This is a genomic window from Acidianus infernus (assembly GCF_009729545.1).
Classification (GTDB): Archaea; Thermoproteota; Thermoprotei_A; order Sulfolobales; family Sulfolobaceae; genus Acidianus; species Acidianus infernus.
Genome location: NZ_WFIY01000004.1, coordinates 1,353,232 through 1,370,530 on the forward strand (window position 1 = coordinate 1,353,232; position 17,299 = coordinate 1,370,530).

Sequence of the window (17,299 nt, forward strand, 5' to 3'; positions counted from 1 at the left end):
CTTTACCCGCTTACTGCTTTAATCCAATCTTGAGCCGCAATATTTAACGCTTCTTGTGCTGAGATCTTTCCAATTAGGTAGCAGTGCACTTCACAATTAAAGTATGGAATCAAACAAGTATATGTTGGAGGTATGTTTGGTGGATTTGCCCATGCCTCTTCTGCAGCTCTATACACTTGAGTTAACCATTCTCTTTCATATGATGGTAAGGAAGTGTTGCCCATCAAGTCTTGGAATGCCTCCTTAGATATTGGGAATTTGCCAAACTTTAAGAATGCCAATTTTTGAACTTGCGGAGAAACTAGGAAAGCGAGGAATTCTTCGGCTAATTGTTTATGTAGAGAATATTTGCTAACTCCTAAGAAGTCAGTTCCAGTCTCAGCGTAATCTCCTGGTAATGGTGCTAGATATGTGTGTTCTCTTTCAGTAGTGTTTAAGCAAGTCAGTTGTGAAGTAAATATGAAAGCTCCCGCAGCATCTGGATAGAATTGTGCAAAGTCACCGTAACATATTTGTATTAAAGATGGAGAAGGCTCATAAGATACTAGATCGTAATATGTCTCCAAAGCTTCTATTCCTGCCGTTGAATTAAATGAAGGCAATGGATACGAGTAACCTGGTAAGATGTAACTCTCAAACATTATATTATACCCTGGAATTCCACCGATCTTTCCTTGCGTCAACTGAGGGCATCTTTCATAATACCATCCGAAAACTGCAGGATAAGCGTCAATTATTCCATGACTAACGTGATCGTCAATTAGGAAGCCGTATTTTGTTATTCCGTGAGATGTTAAGAAATAGTCCACGTCAAGTACTATAGTCCAATTCTCCCAAGTAGTTGGACTAAAGTTCATATGATATTCATTATAAAATTCTTCAGCTAAAGTAGCATTGCAGAAGATGCATTCCTTATATGCAGTTAAATAAACTGCAGTTTCATAAGCAATGCCTATCATTTCAGTTTTTCCTGTTGTTGAATTATATATTATACCACCAAAATCTTCTTGCGGCATTATTATGTCGCTCATGTTGAACATTGATTCATTAAGGCAAATTAAGTAAGGAGCTACTTCCTGTGCAGAAGTTGAAGTGAAGCCTATTATATCATACTCTGTAGAATGAGCCAATAAGGCAGTTTTTTCTTGATTAATATATTCACTAAACGGATAACAAATTACCTTTACTGTAACTCCAGGGTGTTCTTCTGAGAACAAATTACCTGCACATTGGATAAATTTAGCAGATTCTCCAGAAAATGTAACTACGGTCAAGGTTACTGAAGAAGTTGTAGATATGCTTGTAGTTGACTTATGTGATATGACGTAATAAACTCCTGCTGCTGCTATTATAACTATTACAACTATGATTAGAGCTATTATTGATTTTGAAACACCTTTCATTTGAAAGGATTAGAGAATCTTATTAAAAATTATTATTGTCTTTTCTTTAAGAACGAAAAGATTAAAATATTATAATGAGAAAATAGTAGATTGAGTTCATAATAGCGTATAAAGGGATTTTAAAATCATAAATCTATAAAAGGAAATTGGTTCATTTAACTGTTTAAAACGACATTTTGATCTTTTAATAATGTATCTCACTTTTATCTATGACTCCTTTTAGCTGACTTCCTCCTGGAAGGGTTCCCTCCAAAGGGGCTCATAGATTCGAGCGCAGAGAACCATTTGAGGGACTTTCATGCTGGTTATCCCTCCCTCGAGTAGGGGAGGAGCACCATTAACGTCTTGGGCTATCCATTCCCTTTCCTCCCCCAACCTCTTTCTGTAAACTTCATTAGACTTGATACCTCTGAAAAATTTTAAAGCACGCATAATTAACAATCCTTAATGTACGAATTTACCTCACAACTAAGTTACATCGTAATTTTTATATTAATGGTATTAGAAGGAATGAGTTTACCTATTCCAAGCGAGATTATTATGCCTCTAGTAGGTTATTATTCTTTTAAAGGATATATAAATATCGAGATTGGAATAATTTCTGGTACAATAGGCAGTTTAATAGGTTCTTTAATTGATTATTTTATTGCAGAGAAGCTTGGAATTCCATTCTTATCTAAATATGGGAAAATCTTTGGAATAGACGATAACAAACTTAACATGCTTAGCACATGGTTCGATAAATATGGAATTTTTGCAGTATTTGGCTTTAGATTTATTCCTTTATTTAGAGCGTTAATTTCCTTCCCTGCAGGTCTAGCAAGAATGAAAATGGCGAAATTCATCTTAGCAACTTTTTCTGGACATATAATATGGAATACAGCTTTAGCACTCATTGGATATGAATTTGCTACACAATGGGAAACAATTATTAATCAGATAGAAAAACTAGGTTATATAATTGCAGGCATAATAATCCTAGTAATATTCACATATATAATAACTATACTTATAAAAAGGAGAAGAAACTTAAGATGATTGTTTTTCAACTTGTAAAGGAGCACCGCAGTTAGAACAGAATTTAGCACCAGGAGAATTTATTGTACCGCATTTAGGACATTTTAGAGGAGTCTGCGGAGCACCACAGAACGGACAGAATTTTGAACCTTCAGGAATTTCTTCCCCGCACTTCCAGCATTTGACTATTTTTGTTGACTGTTGAACCGCACGCTGAGGAGTGGGCTGTACACTGTTCTGCTGAGTAGTAGGTTGCACAGCGTTCTGAGGAACTGCTTGCTGAGGAGGATAATACTGCTGACCATACTGTTGGGGAGTATATTGTTGCGGATAGCCTTGTGGCTGACCGTAAGGCTGTGGATAGCCAGGCTGACCTACTGCAGGGGGTGGAGGTGCGGTAGATATTAACATCATTATAGTATTCATTAATTGTTCTTCATTAGCATAGTCTTGGTATAAGTGATATAAATCGAGAGCAGATGCTCCCCCTCCTAATAGTTCTACCAGCTTACTATGAAGTACATCATCTCCTAACAAGTAAGTTCCGCCTGCAGTAGCTGCTACTGTTAATAAATCTTGCATTAGGTTAGTTATCCCTGTCTCTACCATTACGAAACCTTGACCTTGACATATTCTTATAGTATAAGCCTTATTACCTGCAGTTAAATCTCCCAGCAAGCTCGTATGTTGTGCTTGTATTACTGCCATGTTTTGTCCGACCATCGGATAAGCTTGAAATCCCTGGCCCATTAAGTACATTACTGCTTGTTGTGCTACATATTGTAAATCTATCGGATGATTTATTGGTATCATCATTTGTTTTCCTCCTAAGCCTATAGGCTGGGCACACATAATGAAAGAATTGAAATTTTGTTGATAGTATGGATTTCCTTGCGGATAACCTTGAGGAGGATACCCTCCTTGAGGATAGTATGGATTTCCGTAAGGATAACTCATATGCTATTCTTTCTTGCACTAGTATTTAAAAATAGTTGAGATAAAATTCGCTATACATGAAATCTTCCACTTACTATATTAGATTTGTTAATCTTCTTCTCTAACCTAGATATTAAAATTCCAAGAAACATCACGCCTATCCCTTCAATCATGCCAATGTTTACATTAACTCCCCTAAGCTCATCAACTGCAGTACTTACCGCAGGCACTGAAAAACTGAGGACAGTCACCTTTGATACTCTCTCAGTTTTTAGCATTGAGTTCCATAAGTAAAAGGAAATTCCTCCTCCAAGTACTGAAACATATAATAGATCTACTAGGAAATTTATCGAATATCTAAAGTAAAATTGAATAGGAGATAGCGTAAAAAAGATCAAAGAACCCAATAGTAGTTGTACGGCATTAATTGAAATAGCATTAAGGCCTCTCAGTTTTCTAAAATAGACTGTAAATAATGCCCAAAAGAAAGCATTTATTAGCGTTAATACTATACCTATTAATGAAAAGTAAATTCCTAGATTTAGGGAATAAATTATAACACCGCTGAAACCTATCAAAATACCTATTACCTCAGTCTTAGTAGTCTTTTCTCTAAGTATTAACGCTGATAAAGGGATGGCAATTAATGGCATTGTGTAACTTAATACTGCAGATTCAGAGGGTTGAACGTAAAGTAATCCGTAAGCCCAAAAAGTTGTGCTTAAAGTAGTAAAAATTGAGAGAAGAAAAATATCCCTATTTAATGTCAATTGTTTAGTAAATGGTAATAATATTATTCCACCTATTAGGAATCTTAAAGCCATAAAGAACATGGGAGACGCATAATATAACCCATCCTTAACAAATGTATAAATAAGTGAATTAATTAACACATAAGGTATAATATAATATAACTTTACCACAACCTAAAGCTATACTGTTCAATTATATATTTATCTCATAATGAGCACTCTTCCAAAAATTCGTTTACATAAAATGGGGGTTAAGGAGCAGAAAGGGGAGGGATAGCCCAAGGCGTTAATGACGCTCCTCGCCAGCATTCCTCTGGGATGGTTCTCTGAGCCACTCGAATTGATGAGCCCCTTGGGAGGTAACCCTTCAGGAGGAAGTCAGATAATATGATGTGAAAGAAGTACAAAAGAAAGAAAGAAAAAATTATTGTTCGTTTAAGTATTCTCTCCAGAATGTTCCTTCCATCACTGGATTTAATATTCTAATATAAGGACCATATACTAGAGTGTCTAAAACTTCATCATGTACTTGTCTTAGCTCAGGATATAGTAATACTCTACCCATTCCAAACATTAAAGCATCAGTGTTAGCCCATTCTACATGTACTATGTATTGTTGTGGGGTATTCTTTGCTTCTGGGACTGAGTACATTACATTATTTGGATCTGGCTCAAGTGATCCAGGGTTCTCTAAGACTTGATGGAATCCTTTGGCGCCAAATTGCATGCTTCCTATTCCAGAAACTCCTATCTCCTTTAATACCATCGCGCCAAGGAAGCCAGGAGCCTTCTTTAACATTTCTAAAGTCCTAACTATTGCGTCTTCAAATTGCTTCTCTTTGCCAGGAATTACTGAGTGTTCTGCAAAGGCAACAACTCTCTTTCCATATGGTTGTGAAATAACTGGAATGTCTAAAGGCTTTCCTTCTGCAAACTTCTTTCCTACAACTGCAGTGAAGTCAGTCATTTCGGTGTTTATAGGCATGTTTGCGTAGATTATTTCATAAATTGGTTCCCAGGGTCCCCATATCATTTGCGAAGCGCATGAATAGCATAGTCTGAATAAGTAACTCCAGTTTTGCCTGTGCATTTCTTCATGGTCTTTCCAATCTTTCCAGAAAGTATATTGTAAAACTCTAACACTGCTACTTTCCTTAGTCATGTCCATTTTAGCTCCACCATATCTGTTTCCAAATGGCAAAACTCCTATTTGTATATGGTTTTGAAAGCCAACAAATCCCGGATGCCTTGCTGTTACCATGCAGACCTTCGGTCCTACTGAGGCAAACATTTCAAACGTTTTAGGTTCATTCTTTAATTCTGCCATGTTTATAGCAACGTATGGTTTTGGCATTTTTGGTCAAAAATACATTTTCGTCTACTTTTATATTCTTTCTTTCATAAAAACTAGATAAAGTATAACTTAGCTTTAACATTACATTAACCTATATGTAAAATAGAATATAAATATTTTGATATTTTTTCTCTACAAAAAAGAAGAATAGATTTATTTCCTGAATAAAGTAGATTAGATTATGGTAGATTATTTATCGCTATTATCTTCTCAAAATCCTTACGATAGATTAGATGGCTGGTTCAAAATAGATTGGTTAATTCAGAACGGTATTGTAACTAAAGAAAAACTAATTAAAATGAAGGATAAATTCCTCGATTTGCTAAATTACAACGATGATACAGTAAAGCTACACGCTTGGAGAATGGTACCACAATTGATTAATAAAGGAATCATAACTATTAACGATGTTAAAAAGTACGATTTTTTGTCTCTCCTTTACGATTCTGAGGCTTGGTTACTTGTAAAAGACCTAGTAAATTCTGGAGCAATAGATATAGAAAGTGTGAAAAAAGAAAAAGAGAAATATATAGCTTTACTTAAAGGTAATGAATTAGATAGAATAGCCAGCTGGTCCCTAATTCTAGACATACTTAACCTAGGAATAATTGATAAGAATGACGTTGAAAATAATAAGAAATATTTATTAGAACTATTTAATTTTCCAGCTTACGACATAAGGTTTAATTTACTATTCTTGATTGCTGAATTAGTAAGTAAAGGAGTTCTCTCACCTAAAGAACTCGAACCTTATGAGGAAAAGATCGAAGAAATAGTAAAGGACAAGGACTTTAGCCAATTTGTGAAAATTTACGAAAAAGACACGAGAGAACTAGAAAGTATAGGAATTCATTTTTTTAATTCCTAGTCGCTTCCATTTATTTTATGATTGGAATAACAGATGAAGGAGAATTAGCTAGAGCGTTAACTAATACAATTGACGATGAATTCATATTTATAGACTCTCCAAAGAAAGTTTATGAAACTAAGCCTGAAATAGTTATACATACTCTGGAGGATAATTCAAATAATGCTTCAATGTGGAATTTAAATACGTGGTTCGCAATAAATATAGCCAAAGCTGCGAATAAAATAGGCTCTTTAAACGTTTACTTCTCAACGTTCATGATATATGATGGAAAAAGGGGATATTATTCAGAAACTTCAACGCCAAGTCCTTTAAATTATTATGGAATGACTAAGTTAGTAGGAGAAACTGCCATAGCTTCACTCGGCAACTATCTCATTTTAAGACTTGGTGCAGTTTATTCTCCATCTTATAGGGGCATTTTATTTCATATCATTAAAGCATTAATAAAGAAGGGAATAGCCAAATGCAATACTAACCTTTATTTATCACCAATTTCAGTAAAGGACGTAGCTTACGCTGTAAAATACCTTTTAAAGAAGGACGCAAGGGGAGTCATAAACTTAGCAGGAAAAAGGTTTTCTGAGTACGATATTTGCAGAAAGTTTTCAGACGATTACGGCGGATTAATTATACCAGTAGAAGGAAAATATTTCGATTTTTCCTTAGATAATTGGCTATTGAGAAGTTTCGGCTTAAAAATAGATGGAATTTAATTAGGGTCATCAGATAGCTATGATGCCTTAGATAATTCGTAAGCTTTCCTCACAACTTGCATGAAAGACTCCCAGGTAAGTCTTCCAGTCTTGGTATTCTGCGCGCTAGGATGGTAACTTCCAACGATTTTCTTTCCTTCAATGTCATAAATTACGCCGTGAGAAAATTTACATTTTTCATTAAAAACCATGCAAACTGAATCAAAAGCTATTTTACCTAGAGCTAATATCACTTTAAGATTTCTTAAGGACATTATCTCCTTTCTTAGGAAATAATTACAGTTTAGAATCTCTTCCCTTAAAGGCTTATTCTTAGGAGGAGCACATTTTACTGCATTAGTTAAATAAACTCCTCTAAGGATCAAGTTATCTTCTCTCCTTAAGGAGAACTCTAGATTTGATAATCCTAGTTCATAAAGGGCCTTAATTACCCATTTACCGGATTCATCGCCAGTAAATACTCTGCCAGTTCTATTTCCGCCATGTGCTGCAGGGGCTAATCCTACAATAAGTAAGCTTGCATTTTCATCGCCGTATCCTGGTAGAGGTTTTCCCCAATATTCCCAGTCTCTAAATCTTTTCACCTTTATTTTACCTATCATTTCAGAATATTGCCTAAGTCTAGGACATTTATAGCAAGATATGATCTCCTCGTCAAACATTGCTCATACGAATATACTTATTAGTTATTATTAAGAATATTTTATCATGCATATTTTGAGTAAGATAGGATTGATAGTGCTCGTTATAGGGATAATATTGGCGGGAGTAGGCTTTTATGAGTTTTCTTCGCTGATTAATGAAATGGAGCCGGTAATAGAACTTCACGGAGCACAAAGAATTATCCTTGGACCGTACCAAAACTATACAATTCCTGTTTCACCTTCTCCAGGGAAAATTATCGCGTTTGCTTATAATTCTACCTCACCCATATATGTAACTCTACCTTCCAGCTTTACTAACTCTACTCCAATTTCTACAGCAGAGAGAGTATATTTGTCTCCTACTGGTGATGTATCAGGGGTTATTGAATTTCAAAACCCTTCAAATTCATCAATAATAGTATATTACGTTCTAAAGTATATTGAAGTTTCTAGTATAGACGTCTATTCTTTAGTATTTGTCCTCTTAGGAGCATTATTATTTATTGTAGGAATTATTATTGCTATAATAGGGTTAATATTAGGGAGAAGAAAGAGAACCTAAATTTTCATTTTAAATATTTAGTAAACCACCATATTTTCTTATAAAGCCTATCAATCATATTTTTAGGTTTTCCTCTCCTAGCGTGCTCATGAGAATCACCAGGATACCTTTCTAATACTGTAGGGACTCCGTTCATTTTCAATGCCATAAAGAACTGTTCTGCTTGCTCTATTGGACATCTATAGTCTTCTTCACCGTGGATTAACATGGTTGGCGTCTTTACGTTCTTAACATAATAAATTGGAGACATTCTCATTAATTTCTCAATATTTTCCTGCTTCCAAGGATCATCAATTCCTGCCTCTATTGCATTAAACCAAAAGCCTATATCACTAGTCCCACACATGCTAACTAAGTTGGATATACTCCTTTCAGCAATTGCTGCAGAAAACATATCTGTCTGAGTAACTATCCAGTTTGTCATATATCCGCCATAAGAACCTCCAGTAACGCCCAATTTTCCTTTAAGGTTATATTTTTCAATTACTTTTTTAGTAAAATTGATTATATCCTGCATATCTTTCCCACCCCAGTCTCCTACACACGCCTTCGCAAAATCTTCTCCATAGCCTTGACTTCCCCTAGGATTGCAATATACTATGTTAAATCCATTAGATGCAAAGAATTGAAACTCTATAAAATATCCATAGCCGTAAGCAGCGTGAGGCCCACCATGGATAAACAAAATCGTTGGATTATCTGGATTAGTAATTATAGCCCAACCTTGTATTTCGTCATTAATCTCCTGCGGTTCTATTCCTTCTACTCCAGGATTAGGGTCATAATCCTCCTTATAATGAAGAATCGAAGGTTTAGTGGGAGTCGTGTAAAAATACGCTATATCTTCCTTGGTATTAACATCAAAACCTCTAACTACTATTTTACCTTCAGTTATTTGCTCTGCCTTATCACTTATTTTATAAATCTGAACTTCTCCTTTAACTTGACCAAGAGAATAAATAACATCGTTCACAAAGTAAATTCTAGTTTTTGCTCCGTCAAACAAGTCTGTTAATACGTCACCTCCGCAAGTATTGCCGCAGAGAAAACTCTTGTCCTCCTCTGGAAGTATTATTTCCTCTACTGCCCAAGGCGCCCTACCTTTTCTATGGCCTAAGTAAGCTATTTGACCTTTTTCGTTCATAGCCACGGCGTTTACTATTCCTTCTCCTTGAGTTATTCTCCTCATTTCCCCATTAGATAAATCGATTTCGTAAACGTCTGAAAGACCTATATCATCATTCTCCTTTGTTGCAGAAATTACAACTCTTTTACCGTTCGTAGCTACTCCAGTAACGTCAAAGTCCCCACTAATTATTTTCTCTAATTTTGTCGAAAACAAGTAAAGAGCTTGCCTAGTCCTTAAAAGCCCTCTACTGTCAAATCTGTACTTAAGTTTCGTGGCCTCAAATGGTGCGCTCTTGTCTACTTTATCCTCTCCTAGGATAAGTATTCCTTTATTATGGAATGCATAATCTGAGATTTTACCTAAGCAAAGAAGTTTTTCTTCTTCTCCATAAGGAGATTTCCTGAATAAACAAACTTCTTTTTTGTTCTTATGTCCTTTAATTTCTTTAACATAATATAAATATTCGCCATTAAATCTAGGTAAGCTTACTTTTCCTTCAATTATTTTTCTTTTATTTAGTAAAATTGCCGATCTATACTCATACTTTTCTATCCAAGTTTCTACATGAAGTAAATCTCCTTCATTATTTAATTTTACATCAGATATGAGTTTTATTGAATAGGCTTCCTCTGGTGTCATTATAAAAATAGATAAAAGGAAGGCATTAAGCATTTCTAATCCATTGCGTATCAAAGAATTCATCTTTAGATTTCGAGAGCTCTTGGTAATTTGAAAAACAGAATCTTATAAAATCGACAATTTCTTCTCCCTTTTTTCCTCCTCTTATAACTCTCCTATAAGACCTCATAAGCCTCATAATAAAATATGAAGGCTTACTCAAATCTTCGCTAATTAGAGAATAAGTAGAAAGATTATAAATTATTTCAGACGATTTCCTAATACTTTCTGCAATATCGTCGGTTGAAATAACTTGTGGCACAGTTAAAGAATAATAAAACCAAGTTGAAGGCTCTAGGCTTTCTCCAACAGTAAAATATGTATATTTACCGAAACTTCCCCTCAAGGATTTTACTAAATCTAGGAAAATGGAATTACCTTTTCTTAATATTTCTCCTTCATTAACTTTTCTGCTAAAGTATTCGTCTACGAAGAAGGAATATATAAAAGAGTAGTATAATGCCCTTGCTAGAGGATTTCCTTTTTTATCAAATTTTATTATTAGCTTAAGCAAATTCATACCTTTCTTCGGAACCATTTCATAAGCAAATACTTTACCTAGGGGAGTTACTTTACCTTTCTGGATAGCACCTATATTTTCAAGGAATGATAAGGAATCTTTTATCTTTGAAGGAGAATACCTATATCCATATCTTGCCAAGAGCAAAGGATCTAAACCGCTGTAAATCCACCTTAATACTGTTTGTGGATAATCTAAGGGCTCTGGAACCCTTCCAAAGTCCTTTTTTAACGCTTTATTAACTATTTTTACTTCATCAGGTTCTGCAAAGATTAAAGCCAAACCTTTTTCTGAATAACCTGGCCTTCCGGCTCTTCCAATAACTTGGGCAACTGTTGACGGTTCTACGTAAGTTCTCAAAGCCGCGAATCTCTTTAACGCTAAAACTACTACTACATCTACGTTAGTATTTATACTAAGAGCTAAAGTGTCGGTTGAAACTATTACCTTGTACTGGTTATTTTCACTCCTCATGTCGTCCTCTATCTTTTTTCTAACTTCTATCGGCAAACCTGCATGATGAAAAACTGCAGATACATGAAGTTCCTTCTCTATTAATTTAGATATTTCCTCTGCGGATCTCCTAGTATTAGTGTAAACTAGTATTTGCTTATAATTTTCTAATTTAAGTTCCCCTTTCTTAACGTAATTTATGAATTCTATTGCCTTATTTAAATAGTAATTTTCACTCCTCTTCTGAGAAACTCTTACTATTTTTACGTCTATATTTACGGGCCTTTTATCGTTACAAATAACCTTTGCCTCTAGATATTCGGAAAGCGAATCTACATCTGGCATTGTTGCGCTAAGTAATATAATATTAATTTTACCACCAAATTTCTCCCTAAAGAACTTATAATATGCTAAAAGCTCTTGAAGGGTGCAATTTCTTCCTTCTGAGAGGAGCAAATGCGCTTCATCAATAACTAAAAGCGAATTAGAAAAGAGAGAAGGATAAGAGATCATTTGTTGTAAAAGCCTTTCATAACTAGTTACAATAATTTTCTTTCTCCAGACTTCTTCCGCATTAAAACTATCTTCGAGTCTGGCATCACTATCGTCTCTTCCTACGTAATTAGTAAAAAGTGAAAGTTTAGTGTAAACTTCTCTAATAGCCGCCTTTGTAGGCATTGCAAATACTACCTTATTATAAACATTTTGTTTTAACGCGTACTTTATTACAGAGAAAGTTTTACCTGAACCAGTAGGGGATATAACCATTAATGGCTGGTAAGAGTCTAAAGCCTTAATATCAAGCTTAACAAAATTGCTCATTACCCTTATTACTAGATATTCAAACTTTAATTACTATTTCCTCATTTTTGGAGCATAACCAAAAATTATAAACAAACTGTTGGTTTCTTCCTTTTTATAAAATATTTATAACAAAACCTCATTTTTTAGCAAAATATAAAACAAAAAATACAAAAATGTGGGTTAAGGAGCAGAAAGAGGATGGATAGCCCAAGGCGTTAATGACGCTCCTCCCGAATCGAGGAAGGAGCAACCAGCATTTATAGATGAAAGTTCCGTACAACTTCTATTCTCTGAGCTACCCGAATCGATAGTGGGAACGATGAACCGCCCTTCCAAAGCAGGAAGGAAGTCAGAAATAATAGCCTGATAGAATAATAGTTCTTAGTTGATTTGTTCACAGAGAATTTCCCATTTAAGTTAATAGAAACTCTTATATTTACTCTATAGATTTATTTTCAGGAAGGTGATTTTTGGTATACCGTGAATGGCAAGCGTTTCACCTTTTGTAATTGAGAAGGGCATTAAGTCTACTGATTGTGATGTGTTAATGACGACTGACGGCAGGATTTTGGAAGGTGTAAAAGGTGAAATTCTTCGTCCATTCTTTTAACTAAAAAGAGATTTTTTAAAAAAAATGATATATTCTTATTAAAGTAAACACTTTTTTGTCGTATGTTTGACATTAAACTTCATGATTTCCTAAAAGATCACTGAAAGCAATATAAAAAAATAAATAACGGATTGAGCTAATTTTTTCAAGATATGCCAAATCTAGAGGAAATTATCAGTAAAAATGGTTACGTTGCTATAACAGGATATCCCTTTTCTGGGAAGAAATACAAACTGTATAGGTCAATTGAAAAATTACGTAACATGTCTTTTTGCATAGTGTATCATAGACTTTCTATTTCAAATGAAAACCAGTGGAAGGATTTAAAAAATATACAAAAAGGTGTAGACTCTTATGAGCTTGAGGCTTTTGACAAACAAAACTTTGATAAAATTAAGGATAAGATTAAAGGAAAAACAGTCATTATCCTTTTCCCAAAAATCTTAGGACAAGAACAGTCTAAGGAACTACGCGAAGTAATCGAGGAAATAAAAAAGGATAGTAAAGTCATAATCGTAGCTAGGGACTATGTTTATGATTATGTCTTTGGGTCTAGGAAAAAACAGAAATTAAAAGCTCCTAAAGAAATAAAGGTCGTATGTGATAAGGAAGAAGCAAATATCATACTCAATACCCTAGGTGGGGCTTCCTTATCGGATGACCTCAAGAACAGGATATTAAGATATGCTAGGATTAACCATGGTCCATATCGAGGTTACTATTTCCCAAGCCTCATTATAGAAGGGGTTAGGAAGATGGACGAAATAGGAGATAGTACGACCAACAGAATAGAGAAATTTGAAAAGGAATTAGCGGAATTAGGTTTTTCTGCATCAATTGTAACTTCATCACGTAAAATAATTTTTGAACAAATGACTAAAAACGTAATTAAGAGCATAATTAAGTTCTTAGGTAAATTTATCCCCAGATTTTTACTCTTAATAGGTATAGGTCTAGGGAGTGTAATTCTTAACTACCTGAACGGTTTCATGTTTCTACTTCTTTTAATTGTAGGAGCAGTAATTATAGGGGTAGTCCTAACGCTTCTCTCTAATAATCCGGGTAAGAAAAGCTTCATAGGGGAGATTATTAAATGGTACTCTACATGGAGAAATTTGCCTCAGGAAAAAAGAGAGTATATTGCTTACCAATATGATAAAATATTTGACCTTCCACCCGGCGAATCGTTGAATATCATCAACAATGTCCTTGAAAATAGGTTATTGTATTATAAAGTGAATAGTTAACTCTATTGGACAAGACCTTTTCCCTCACAATATTTGTAGAGACTGGTACGCCATAATATCCTCCTTTTCTTATTTCCTCTTCATTCTGGACCTGCTTTATCTTCCGCCTTTTCTTTAGGTTCTGTATTTAGAATAAGTGCACTGAAAGAGGTTGGATGAATTAACCATAACAGAGGACGTTGCGACTTCAATAAGACTACACGAAGAAGGTTACACTTCAGTTTACGTTGTTTCACAGCTAATTTGGTACGGAGAACCTCCTGAGGATATAAACGCTTATTTAACACGACAATCAAAGTGGGCTTTTGGATATTTTCAACTTGAAAGATACTAAGAGTAACTTAAATTTCTCTCAATTTGTTGGCTATTTTTCAGGGGGTTTATATTGGGTTAAGGAAGGTCCGCTCGCAATAGCCGAATTTTTAGCTCCAGTATTTTTCCTCTTGTTCAAGTTGCCAATAATAATTTTAAATCCTTTAACCTATATCCTTGCTTACACCCCTTATCTTCTTTTTTCAATAGCACTGTTTATTTACGCGATAAAAGGAAAGGGAGAATATGGGATAAAAAGGGTTTTATTACCATCAATCGGTAGAATATCTTGAGTTTTTATCAATAACTTTAGCTTTCTTTTCTTGAATAATAGGCAAAAAGAGACCTTTCGATGTTACTCCTAAAGTTTGATGCAAAAAACGAATTCCTCATATAATAATTATCATTTTACTTATTTTATTAATTATAAAAGGATTTCTTTGGTTAACTAAAGCGAGCTCTAGTTTACCCTTATATTATTCAGCTATAATAAATACATTTTGGGCAGCTTACCAAATACCGTTTTTAATTGGTGGAACTATATTGACTAAAATAATGTCAAGGAGAGAAAATTATGTGGTAGCTCTTAACAGGAATTGAGTCATTTTAATCTACCTGTCTCCATTAAATAATATTTTAAGTATGGAGTTTCTTCTATTTTCTCCTTGGTTAAATACTCCATGTAAATTCCCTTTGGTTTCTCTCTATTAGGCTTAGTCCTTATAATTTCCTTTTCAGTCACAATTATATCAACGGGAACATCAAAAGGTTGTGAAGGTATTTCATCAACTATTTGTATAGAGTGAACTGTTGTAGCTACTGGTGTTTTTTCATTAACCTTACCAAGTTCCCTTAATATCGCGTATTCCAATTCGCTATAACCTTCTCCTTTTCCTACCCTATCTCCTGATCTAGTTACGGCAACCGAACCTACTACTATAAAATCTACTGTAGGAATTTCCTTATAACTAATTCTTTTGCCCAATTTGGTAAATCCTGAAATAGTGGACGCTAGCTTAGGATTAACATTATAAAGTAAGAAAAATTCTCCTTTAAGCCTAGGCGTCGGAACTAATAACTTTTTACCGGCTGATAGAACTAACTCCCTTACTTTTCTTTGCGGAGAGTCTGGATTCACTTTAATTACTTCAGCTTTTTTAAATTCTGGAAGCGTAGAAAGAAGCTCAGCCGCTTTTTCTGAACCTTTAAAGTTAGGAATCCTACCGAAAACTGGCCTAGGAAAAGATGCTATGTTAGTTTCTTCCATTAGTTTCCAAATCTTTTGTCTAATTTCTTCCTTATCCATAAAAACTGATTAATCTTAGGAATAAAATCCTTTTATTCTTGTAAGTTTTCCCCATTTTATGATAGTAGCTGTAGATGTGGGAGGTACATTTACTGATATAGTTGGAATAGATGAAAATGGTAAAATTACTATTTATAAAGGATTAACTACTCCTAAATCCCCAGAGATAGGCGTATACGAAGGATTAAAAAAGGGAAATTTTCACGACGTGAAAGAGATAATACATGCAACAACTATAGCAACAAATGCAATTTTAGGACAAATTAACTTGGAGCTTCCAGAAGTTGCTTTACTTACTACTAAGGGATTTAAGGACGTTATAGAGATTGGAAGGCAAAATAGGCCAGAGCTCTATAATCCATTTTTTGATAAACCTGCTCCCTTAGTGCCAAGGGATAAAAGATACGAAATAAATGAGAGAGTTAACGCTGAAGGAAAAATAATTCAAAGAGTTAATGAAGAAGAAGTAGATAACCTAATAAAATCTATCAAGGCAGACGCAATCGCTATCTCTTTTTTACATTCTTATATAAATCCAGATAACGAAAAGATAGTTGCACAGATAGCTAGGAAATACTTCAAATACGTTTCAGTATCTCATGAGATAGCTCCTGAACCTAGGGAATACGAAAGAACATCGACAACTGTATTAAACGCAAAATTAATGCCAATAGTAAGCAGATACTTGGAGGCTTTAGAATCTTTACTTATGGATTTTAGTTCGCCACCTATTTTTATTATGGCAAGTTCTGGAGGCTTAATAGATAAAGAAGAGGCATCAAGAAGACCAGTGCAAATAATAGAATCTGGACCTGCAGCAGGAGTAGTAGGTGTTGCTTACTTTTCTGAATTACTTAACATTAAAAATGCAATAAGCTTTGACATGGGCGGAACTACTGCAAAGGCAGGAACAGTTGTTGACCATAAAATAGAGATAACTACAGAATACGAGGTAGGAGGAAAAGCTCATCATGGTAGAGTGATTAAGGGTTCTGGATATCCTGTTAGATTTCCATTTGTAGACTTAAGTGAAGTTTCCGCAGGTGGAGGAACTATAATCTGGAAAGATAGTGCAGGAGGTTTAAGAGTTGGGCCTTTAAGTGCTGGCGCAGATCCTGGACCAATAAGTTATGCAAGGGGTGGAAAAGATCCTACATTGACTGACGCTAATGTAGCCCTAGGAAGAGTAGAATCTTTACTCTCAGGTGAAATGAAACTAGATAAAGAGGGAGCGATAAAGGGATTAAATAGATTAGGAGATTATGTTGAAATAGCTAACGAAGCAATAAAGCTAGCAAATATGGAAATGGGAAGGGCTATAAGACTTGTTACAGTTGAGAGAGGTCTTGATCCCGAAGATTTTACTCTATTTGCATATGGGGGAGCAGGACCTCAATACGCTATTGACCTCGCAGAAGAGATGGGAATTTCTACAGTAGTGATTCCTCCATATCCTGGACTTTTTTCTGCTTTAGGAATGTTATTTGCTGATAAAAAATATGAAGCGAGAAAGTCGTATCCTAAGGATCTCGAGAAAGATTTCGAAGAGTTGGAAGCTAAGGTGAAAGGAAAATATTACTTAAGATATGCTGACGTAAGGTATGAAGGACAAGGATGGGAAATTACGATCCCAGTAAGTGATGTAAAAAAGATTAAGGAAGATTTTGAAAGTATACATAAGAAAATTTATGGCTTCACTTTAGATAGAGATATAGAAATTACGACGATTAGAGTATTTGGAATAATTCCTTCTTATAAGGTAACATTACCTAAACCTAAAACAGAAGGCAAACCTAGCGTAAAATTTAGGAAGGTTTACTTTGAAGAATGGATTGAAACTCCTATATATAATAGAGAAGAGCTTCCTAGCAATTACGAAATAGAAGGTCCAGCAATTATTGAAGAATATAGCTCAACAATCGTAATAAAGCCGAATTGGAAAGCGATAGTAGATGATAACGGATTTATAAAGATTTCAAAGGTGTAAG

Annotated in this window: 16 protein-coding genes; 8 read left to right on the forward strand and 8 right to left on the reverse strand. The window is 34.7% G+C overall.

From position 1 onward, the window contains the following. Positions 1–2: 2 nt before the first annotated feature. Positions 3–1,403 (reverse strand): ABC transporter substrate-binding protein, encoded by a 1,401-nt coding sequence (locus tag D1867_RS07915; protein ID WP_155863616.1) that lies wholly within the window; start codon positions 1,401–1,403, stop codon positions 3–5. Between the two features lie 447 nt (positions 1,404–1,850). Here D1867_RS07915 and D1867_RS07920 point away from each other — a divergent pair, with 447 nt between their 5' ends. Continuing rightward, the gene (locus D1867_RS07920; RefSeq protein ID WP_155863617.1) at positions 1,851–2,441 is read left to right on the forward strand and encodes a DedA family protein; all 591 of its coding nucleotides are present in this window, start codon (positions 1,851–1,853) and stop codon (positions 2,439–2,441) included. On the opposite strand, the gene D1867_RS07925 is transcribed toward D1867_RS07920, so the two are convergent. The 3 genes from D1867_RS07925 to sor all read right to left on the reverse strand — a co-directional run bounded on the left by D1867_RS07925 (position 2,433) and on the right by sor (position 5,462). After that, positions 2,433–3,377 carry a zinc ribbon domain-containing protein gene (locus tag D1867_RS07925; protein WP_155863619.1) on the reverse strand — a complete coding sequence of 315 codons (945 nt, stop codon included), beginning with the start codon at positions 3,375–3,377 and terminating at the stop codon, positions 2,433–2,435. The genes D1867_RS07920 and D1867_RS07925 overlap by 9 nt on opposite strands. Positions 3,378–3,427: 50 nt before the next feature. Then, positions 3,428–4,279 carry a DMT family transporter gene (locus D1867_RS12695; RefSeq protein WP_338078003.1) on the reverse strand — a complete coding sequence of 284 codons (852 nt, stop codon included), beginning with the start codon at positions 4,277–4,279 and terminating at the stop codon, positions 3,428–3,430. A 253-nt stretch (positions 4,280–4,532) separates the two neighbouring features. After that, a complete protein-coding gene (sor, locus tag D1867_RS07935) occupies positions 4,533–5,462 on the reverse strand; it encodes a sulfur oxygenase/reductase (protein ID WP_155863621.1) in 930 nt (309 codons plus the stop codon). Positions 5,463–5,643: 181 nt separating this feature from the next. Here sor and D1867_RS07940 point away from each other — a divergent pair, with 181 nt between their 5' ends. Continuing rightward, a complete protein-coding gene (locus D1867_RS07940) occupies positions 5,644–6,330 on the forward strand; it encodes a hypothetical protein (RefSeq protein WP_155863623.1) in 687 nt (228 codons plus the stop codon). 17 nt (positions 6,331–6,347) lie between these two features. Next, on the forward strand, positions 6,348–7,046 hold the full coding sequence (locus D1867_RS07945; protein WP_155863625.1) for a sugar nucleotide-binding protein: 699 nt from the start codon (positions 6,348–6,350) through the stop codon (positions 7,044–7,046). 17 nt (positions 7,047–7,063) lie between these two features. Here D1867_RS07945 and D1867_RS07950 read toward each other — a convergent pair whose 3' ends face one another. Continuing rightward, the gene (locus D1867_RS07950) at positions 7,064–7,708 is read right to left on the reverse strand and encodes a uracil-DNA glycosylase (protein ID WP_155863627.1); all 645 of its coding nucleotides are present in this window, start codon (positions 7,706–7,708) and stop codon (positions 7,064–7,066) included. A 46-nt stretch (positions 7,709–7,754) separates the two neighbouring features. Here D1867_RS07950 and D1867_RS07955 point away from each other — a divergent pair, with 46 nt between their 5' ends. Beyond that, positions 7,755–8,252: a hypothetical protein gene (locus D1867_RS07955; RefSeq protein ID WP_155863629.1), complete on the forward strand. Its 498-nt coding sequence runs from the start codon at positions 7,755–7,757 to the stop codon at positions 8,250–8,252. 4 nt (positions 8,253–8,256) lie between these two features. Here D1867_RS07955 and D1867_RS07960 read toward each other — a convergent pair whose 3' ends face one another. Both D1867_RS07960 and D1867_RS07965 read right to left on the reverse strand, forming a co-directional pair. Further along, a complete protein-coding gene (locus tag D1867_RS07960; RefSeq protein WP_155863631.1) occupies positions 8,257–10,020 on the reverse strand; it encodes an alpha/beta hydrolase family protein in 1,764 nt (587 codons plus the stop codon). A gap of 25 nt (positions 10,021–10,045) precedes the next feature. Continuing rightward, the gene (locus D1867_RS07965) at positions 10,046–11,854 is read right to left on the reverse strand and encodes a DEAD/DEAH box helicase (protein ID WP_155863633.1); all 1,809 of its coding nucleotides are present in this window, start codon (positions 11,852–11,854) and stop codon (positions 10,046–10,048) included. A 744-nt stretch (positions 11,855–12,598) separates the two neighbouring features. Between D1867_RS07965 and D1867_RS07970 the strand changes: the two genes are divergently transcribed. From D1867_RS07970 to D1867_RS07980, 3 genes are all read left to right on the forward strand, one after another. Next, positions 12,599–13,693 (forward strand): hypothetical protein, encoded by a 1,095-nt coding sequence (locus tag D1867_RS07970; protein ID WP_155863636.1) that lies wholly within the window; start codon positions 12,599–12,601, stop codon positions 13,691–13,693. Positions 13,694–13,844: 151 nt separating this feature from the next. Further along, positions 13,845–14,027, forward strand: coding sequence for a glycosyltransferase family 2 protein (locus D1867_RS07975; RefSeq protein WP_155863638.1), 183 nt, complete (start codon positions 13,845–13,847; stop codon positions 14,025–14,027). Next, the gene (locus tag D1867_RS07980; RefSeq protein ID WP_155863640.1) at positions 13,999–14,298 is read left to right on the forward strand and encodes a hypothetical protein; all 300 of its coding nucleotides are present in this window, start codon (positions 13,999–14,001) and stop codon (positions 14,296–14,298) included. Before D1867_RS07975 ends, D1867_RS07980 begins: the two co-directional genes overlap by 29 nt. 308 nt (positions 14,299–14,606) lie before the next feature. On the opposite strand, the gene D1867_RS07985 is transcribed toward D1867_RS07980, so the two are convergent. Further along, positions 14,607–15,311, reverse strand: a complete 705-nt coding sequence (locus D1867_RS07985; protein WP_155863642.1) for a 5-formyltetrahydrofolate cyclo-ligase — start codon at positions 15,309–15,311, stop codon at positions 14,607–14,609. A 58-nt stretch (positions 15,312–15,369) separates the two neighbouring features. On the opposite strand from D1867_RS07985, the gene D1867_RS07990 reads away from it, so the two are divergent. Next, the gene (locus tag D1867_RS07990) at positions 15,370–17,298 is read left to right on the forward strand and encodes a hydantoinase/oxoprolinase family protein (protein ID WP_155863645.1); all 1,929 of its coding nucleotides are present in this window, start codon (positions 15,370–15,372) and stop codon (positions 17,296–17,298) included. Position 17,299: the final 1 nt, after the last annotated feature.

Bases quoted from the DNA above. Each gene is read 5' to 3' on its own strand.
- D1867_RS07915 (WP_155863616.1), bottom strand. From the start codon at position 1,403: ATGAAAGGTGTTTCAAAATCAATAATAGCTCTAATCATAGTTGTAATA.
- D1867_RS07920 (WP_155863617.1), top strand. From the start codon at position 1,851: ATGTACGAATTTACCTCACAACTAAGTTACATCGTAATTTTTATATTA.
- D1867_RS07925 (WP_155863619.1), bottom strand. From the start codon at position 3,377: ATGAGTTATCCTTACGGAAATCCATACTATCCTCAAGGAGGGTATCCT.
- sor (WP_155863621.1), bottom strand. From the start codon at position 5,462: ATGCCAAAACCATACGTTGCTATAAACATGGCAGAATTAAAGAATGAA.
- D1867_RS07940 (WP_155863623.1), top strand. From the start codon at position 5,644: ATGGTAGATTATTTATCGCTATTATCTTCTCAAAATCCTTACGATAGA.
- D1867_RS07945 (WP_155863625.1), top strand. From the start codon at position 6,348: ATGATTGGAATAACAGATGAAGGAGAATTAGCTAGAGCGTTAACTAAT.
- D1867_RS07950 (WP_155863627.1), bottom strand. From the start codon at position 7,708: ATGTTTGACGAGGAGATCATATCTTGCTATAAATGTCCTAGACTTAGG.
- D1867_RS07955 (WP_155863629.1), top strand. From the start codon at position 7,755: ATGCATATTTTGAGTAAGATAGGATTGATAGTGCTCGTTATAGGGATA.
- D1867_RS07960 (WP_155863631.1), bottom strand. From the start codon at position 10,020: ATGACACCAGAGGAAGCCTATTCAATAAAACTCATATCTGATGTAAAA.
- D1867_RS07965 (WP_155863633.1), bottom strand. From the start codon at position 11,854: ATGAGCAATTTTGTTAAGCTTGATATTAAGGCTTTAGACTCTTACCAG.
- D1867_RS07970 (WP_155863636.1), top strand. From the start codon at position 12,599: ATGCCAAATCTAGAGGAAATTATCAGTAAAAATGGTTACGTTGCTATA.
- D1867_RS07985 (WP_155863642.1), bottom strand. From the start codon at position 15,311: ATGGATAAGGAAGAAATTAGACAAAAGATTTGGAAACTAATGGAAGAA.
- D1867_RS07990 (WP_155863645.1), top strand. From the start codon at position 15,370: ATGATAGTAGCTGTAGATGTGGGAGGTACATTTACTGATATAGTTGGA.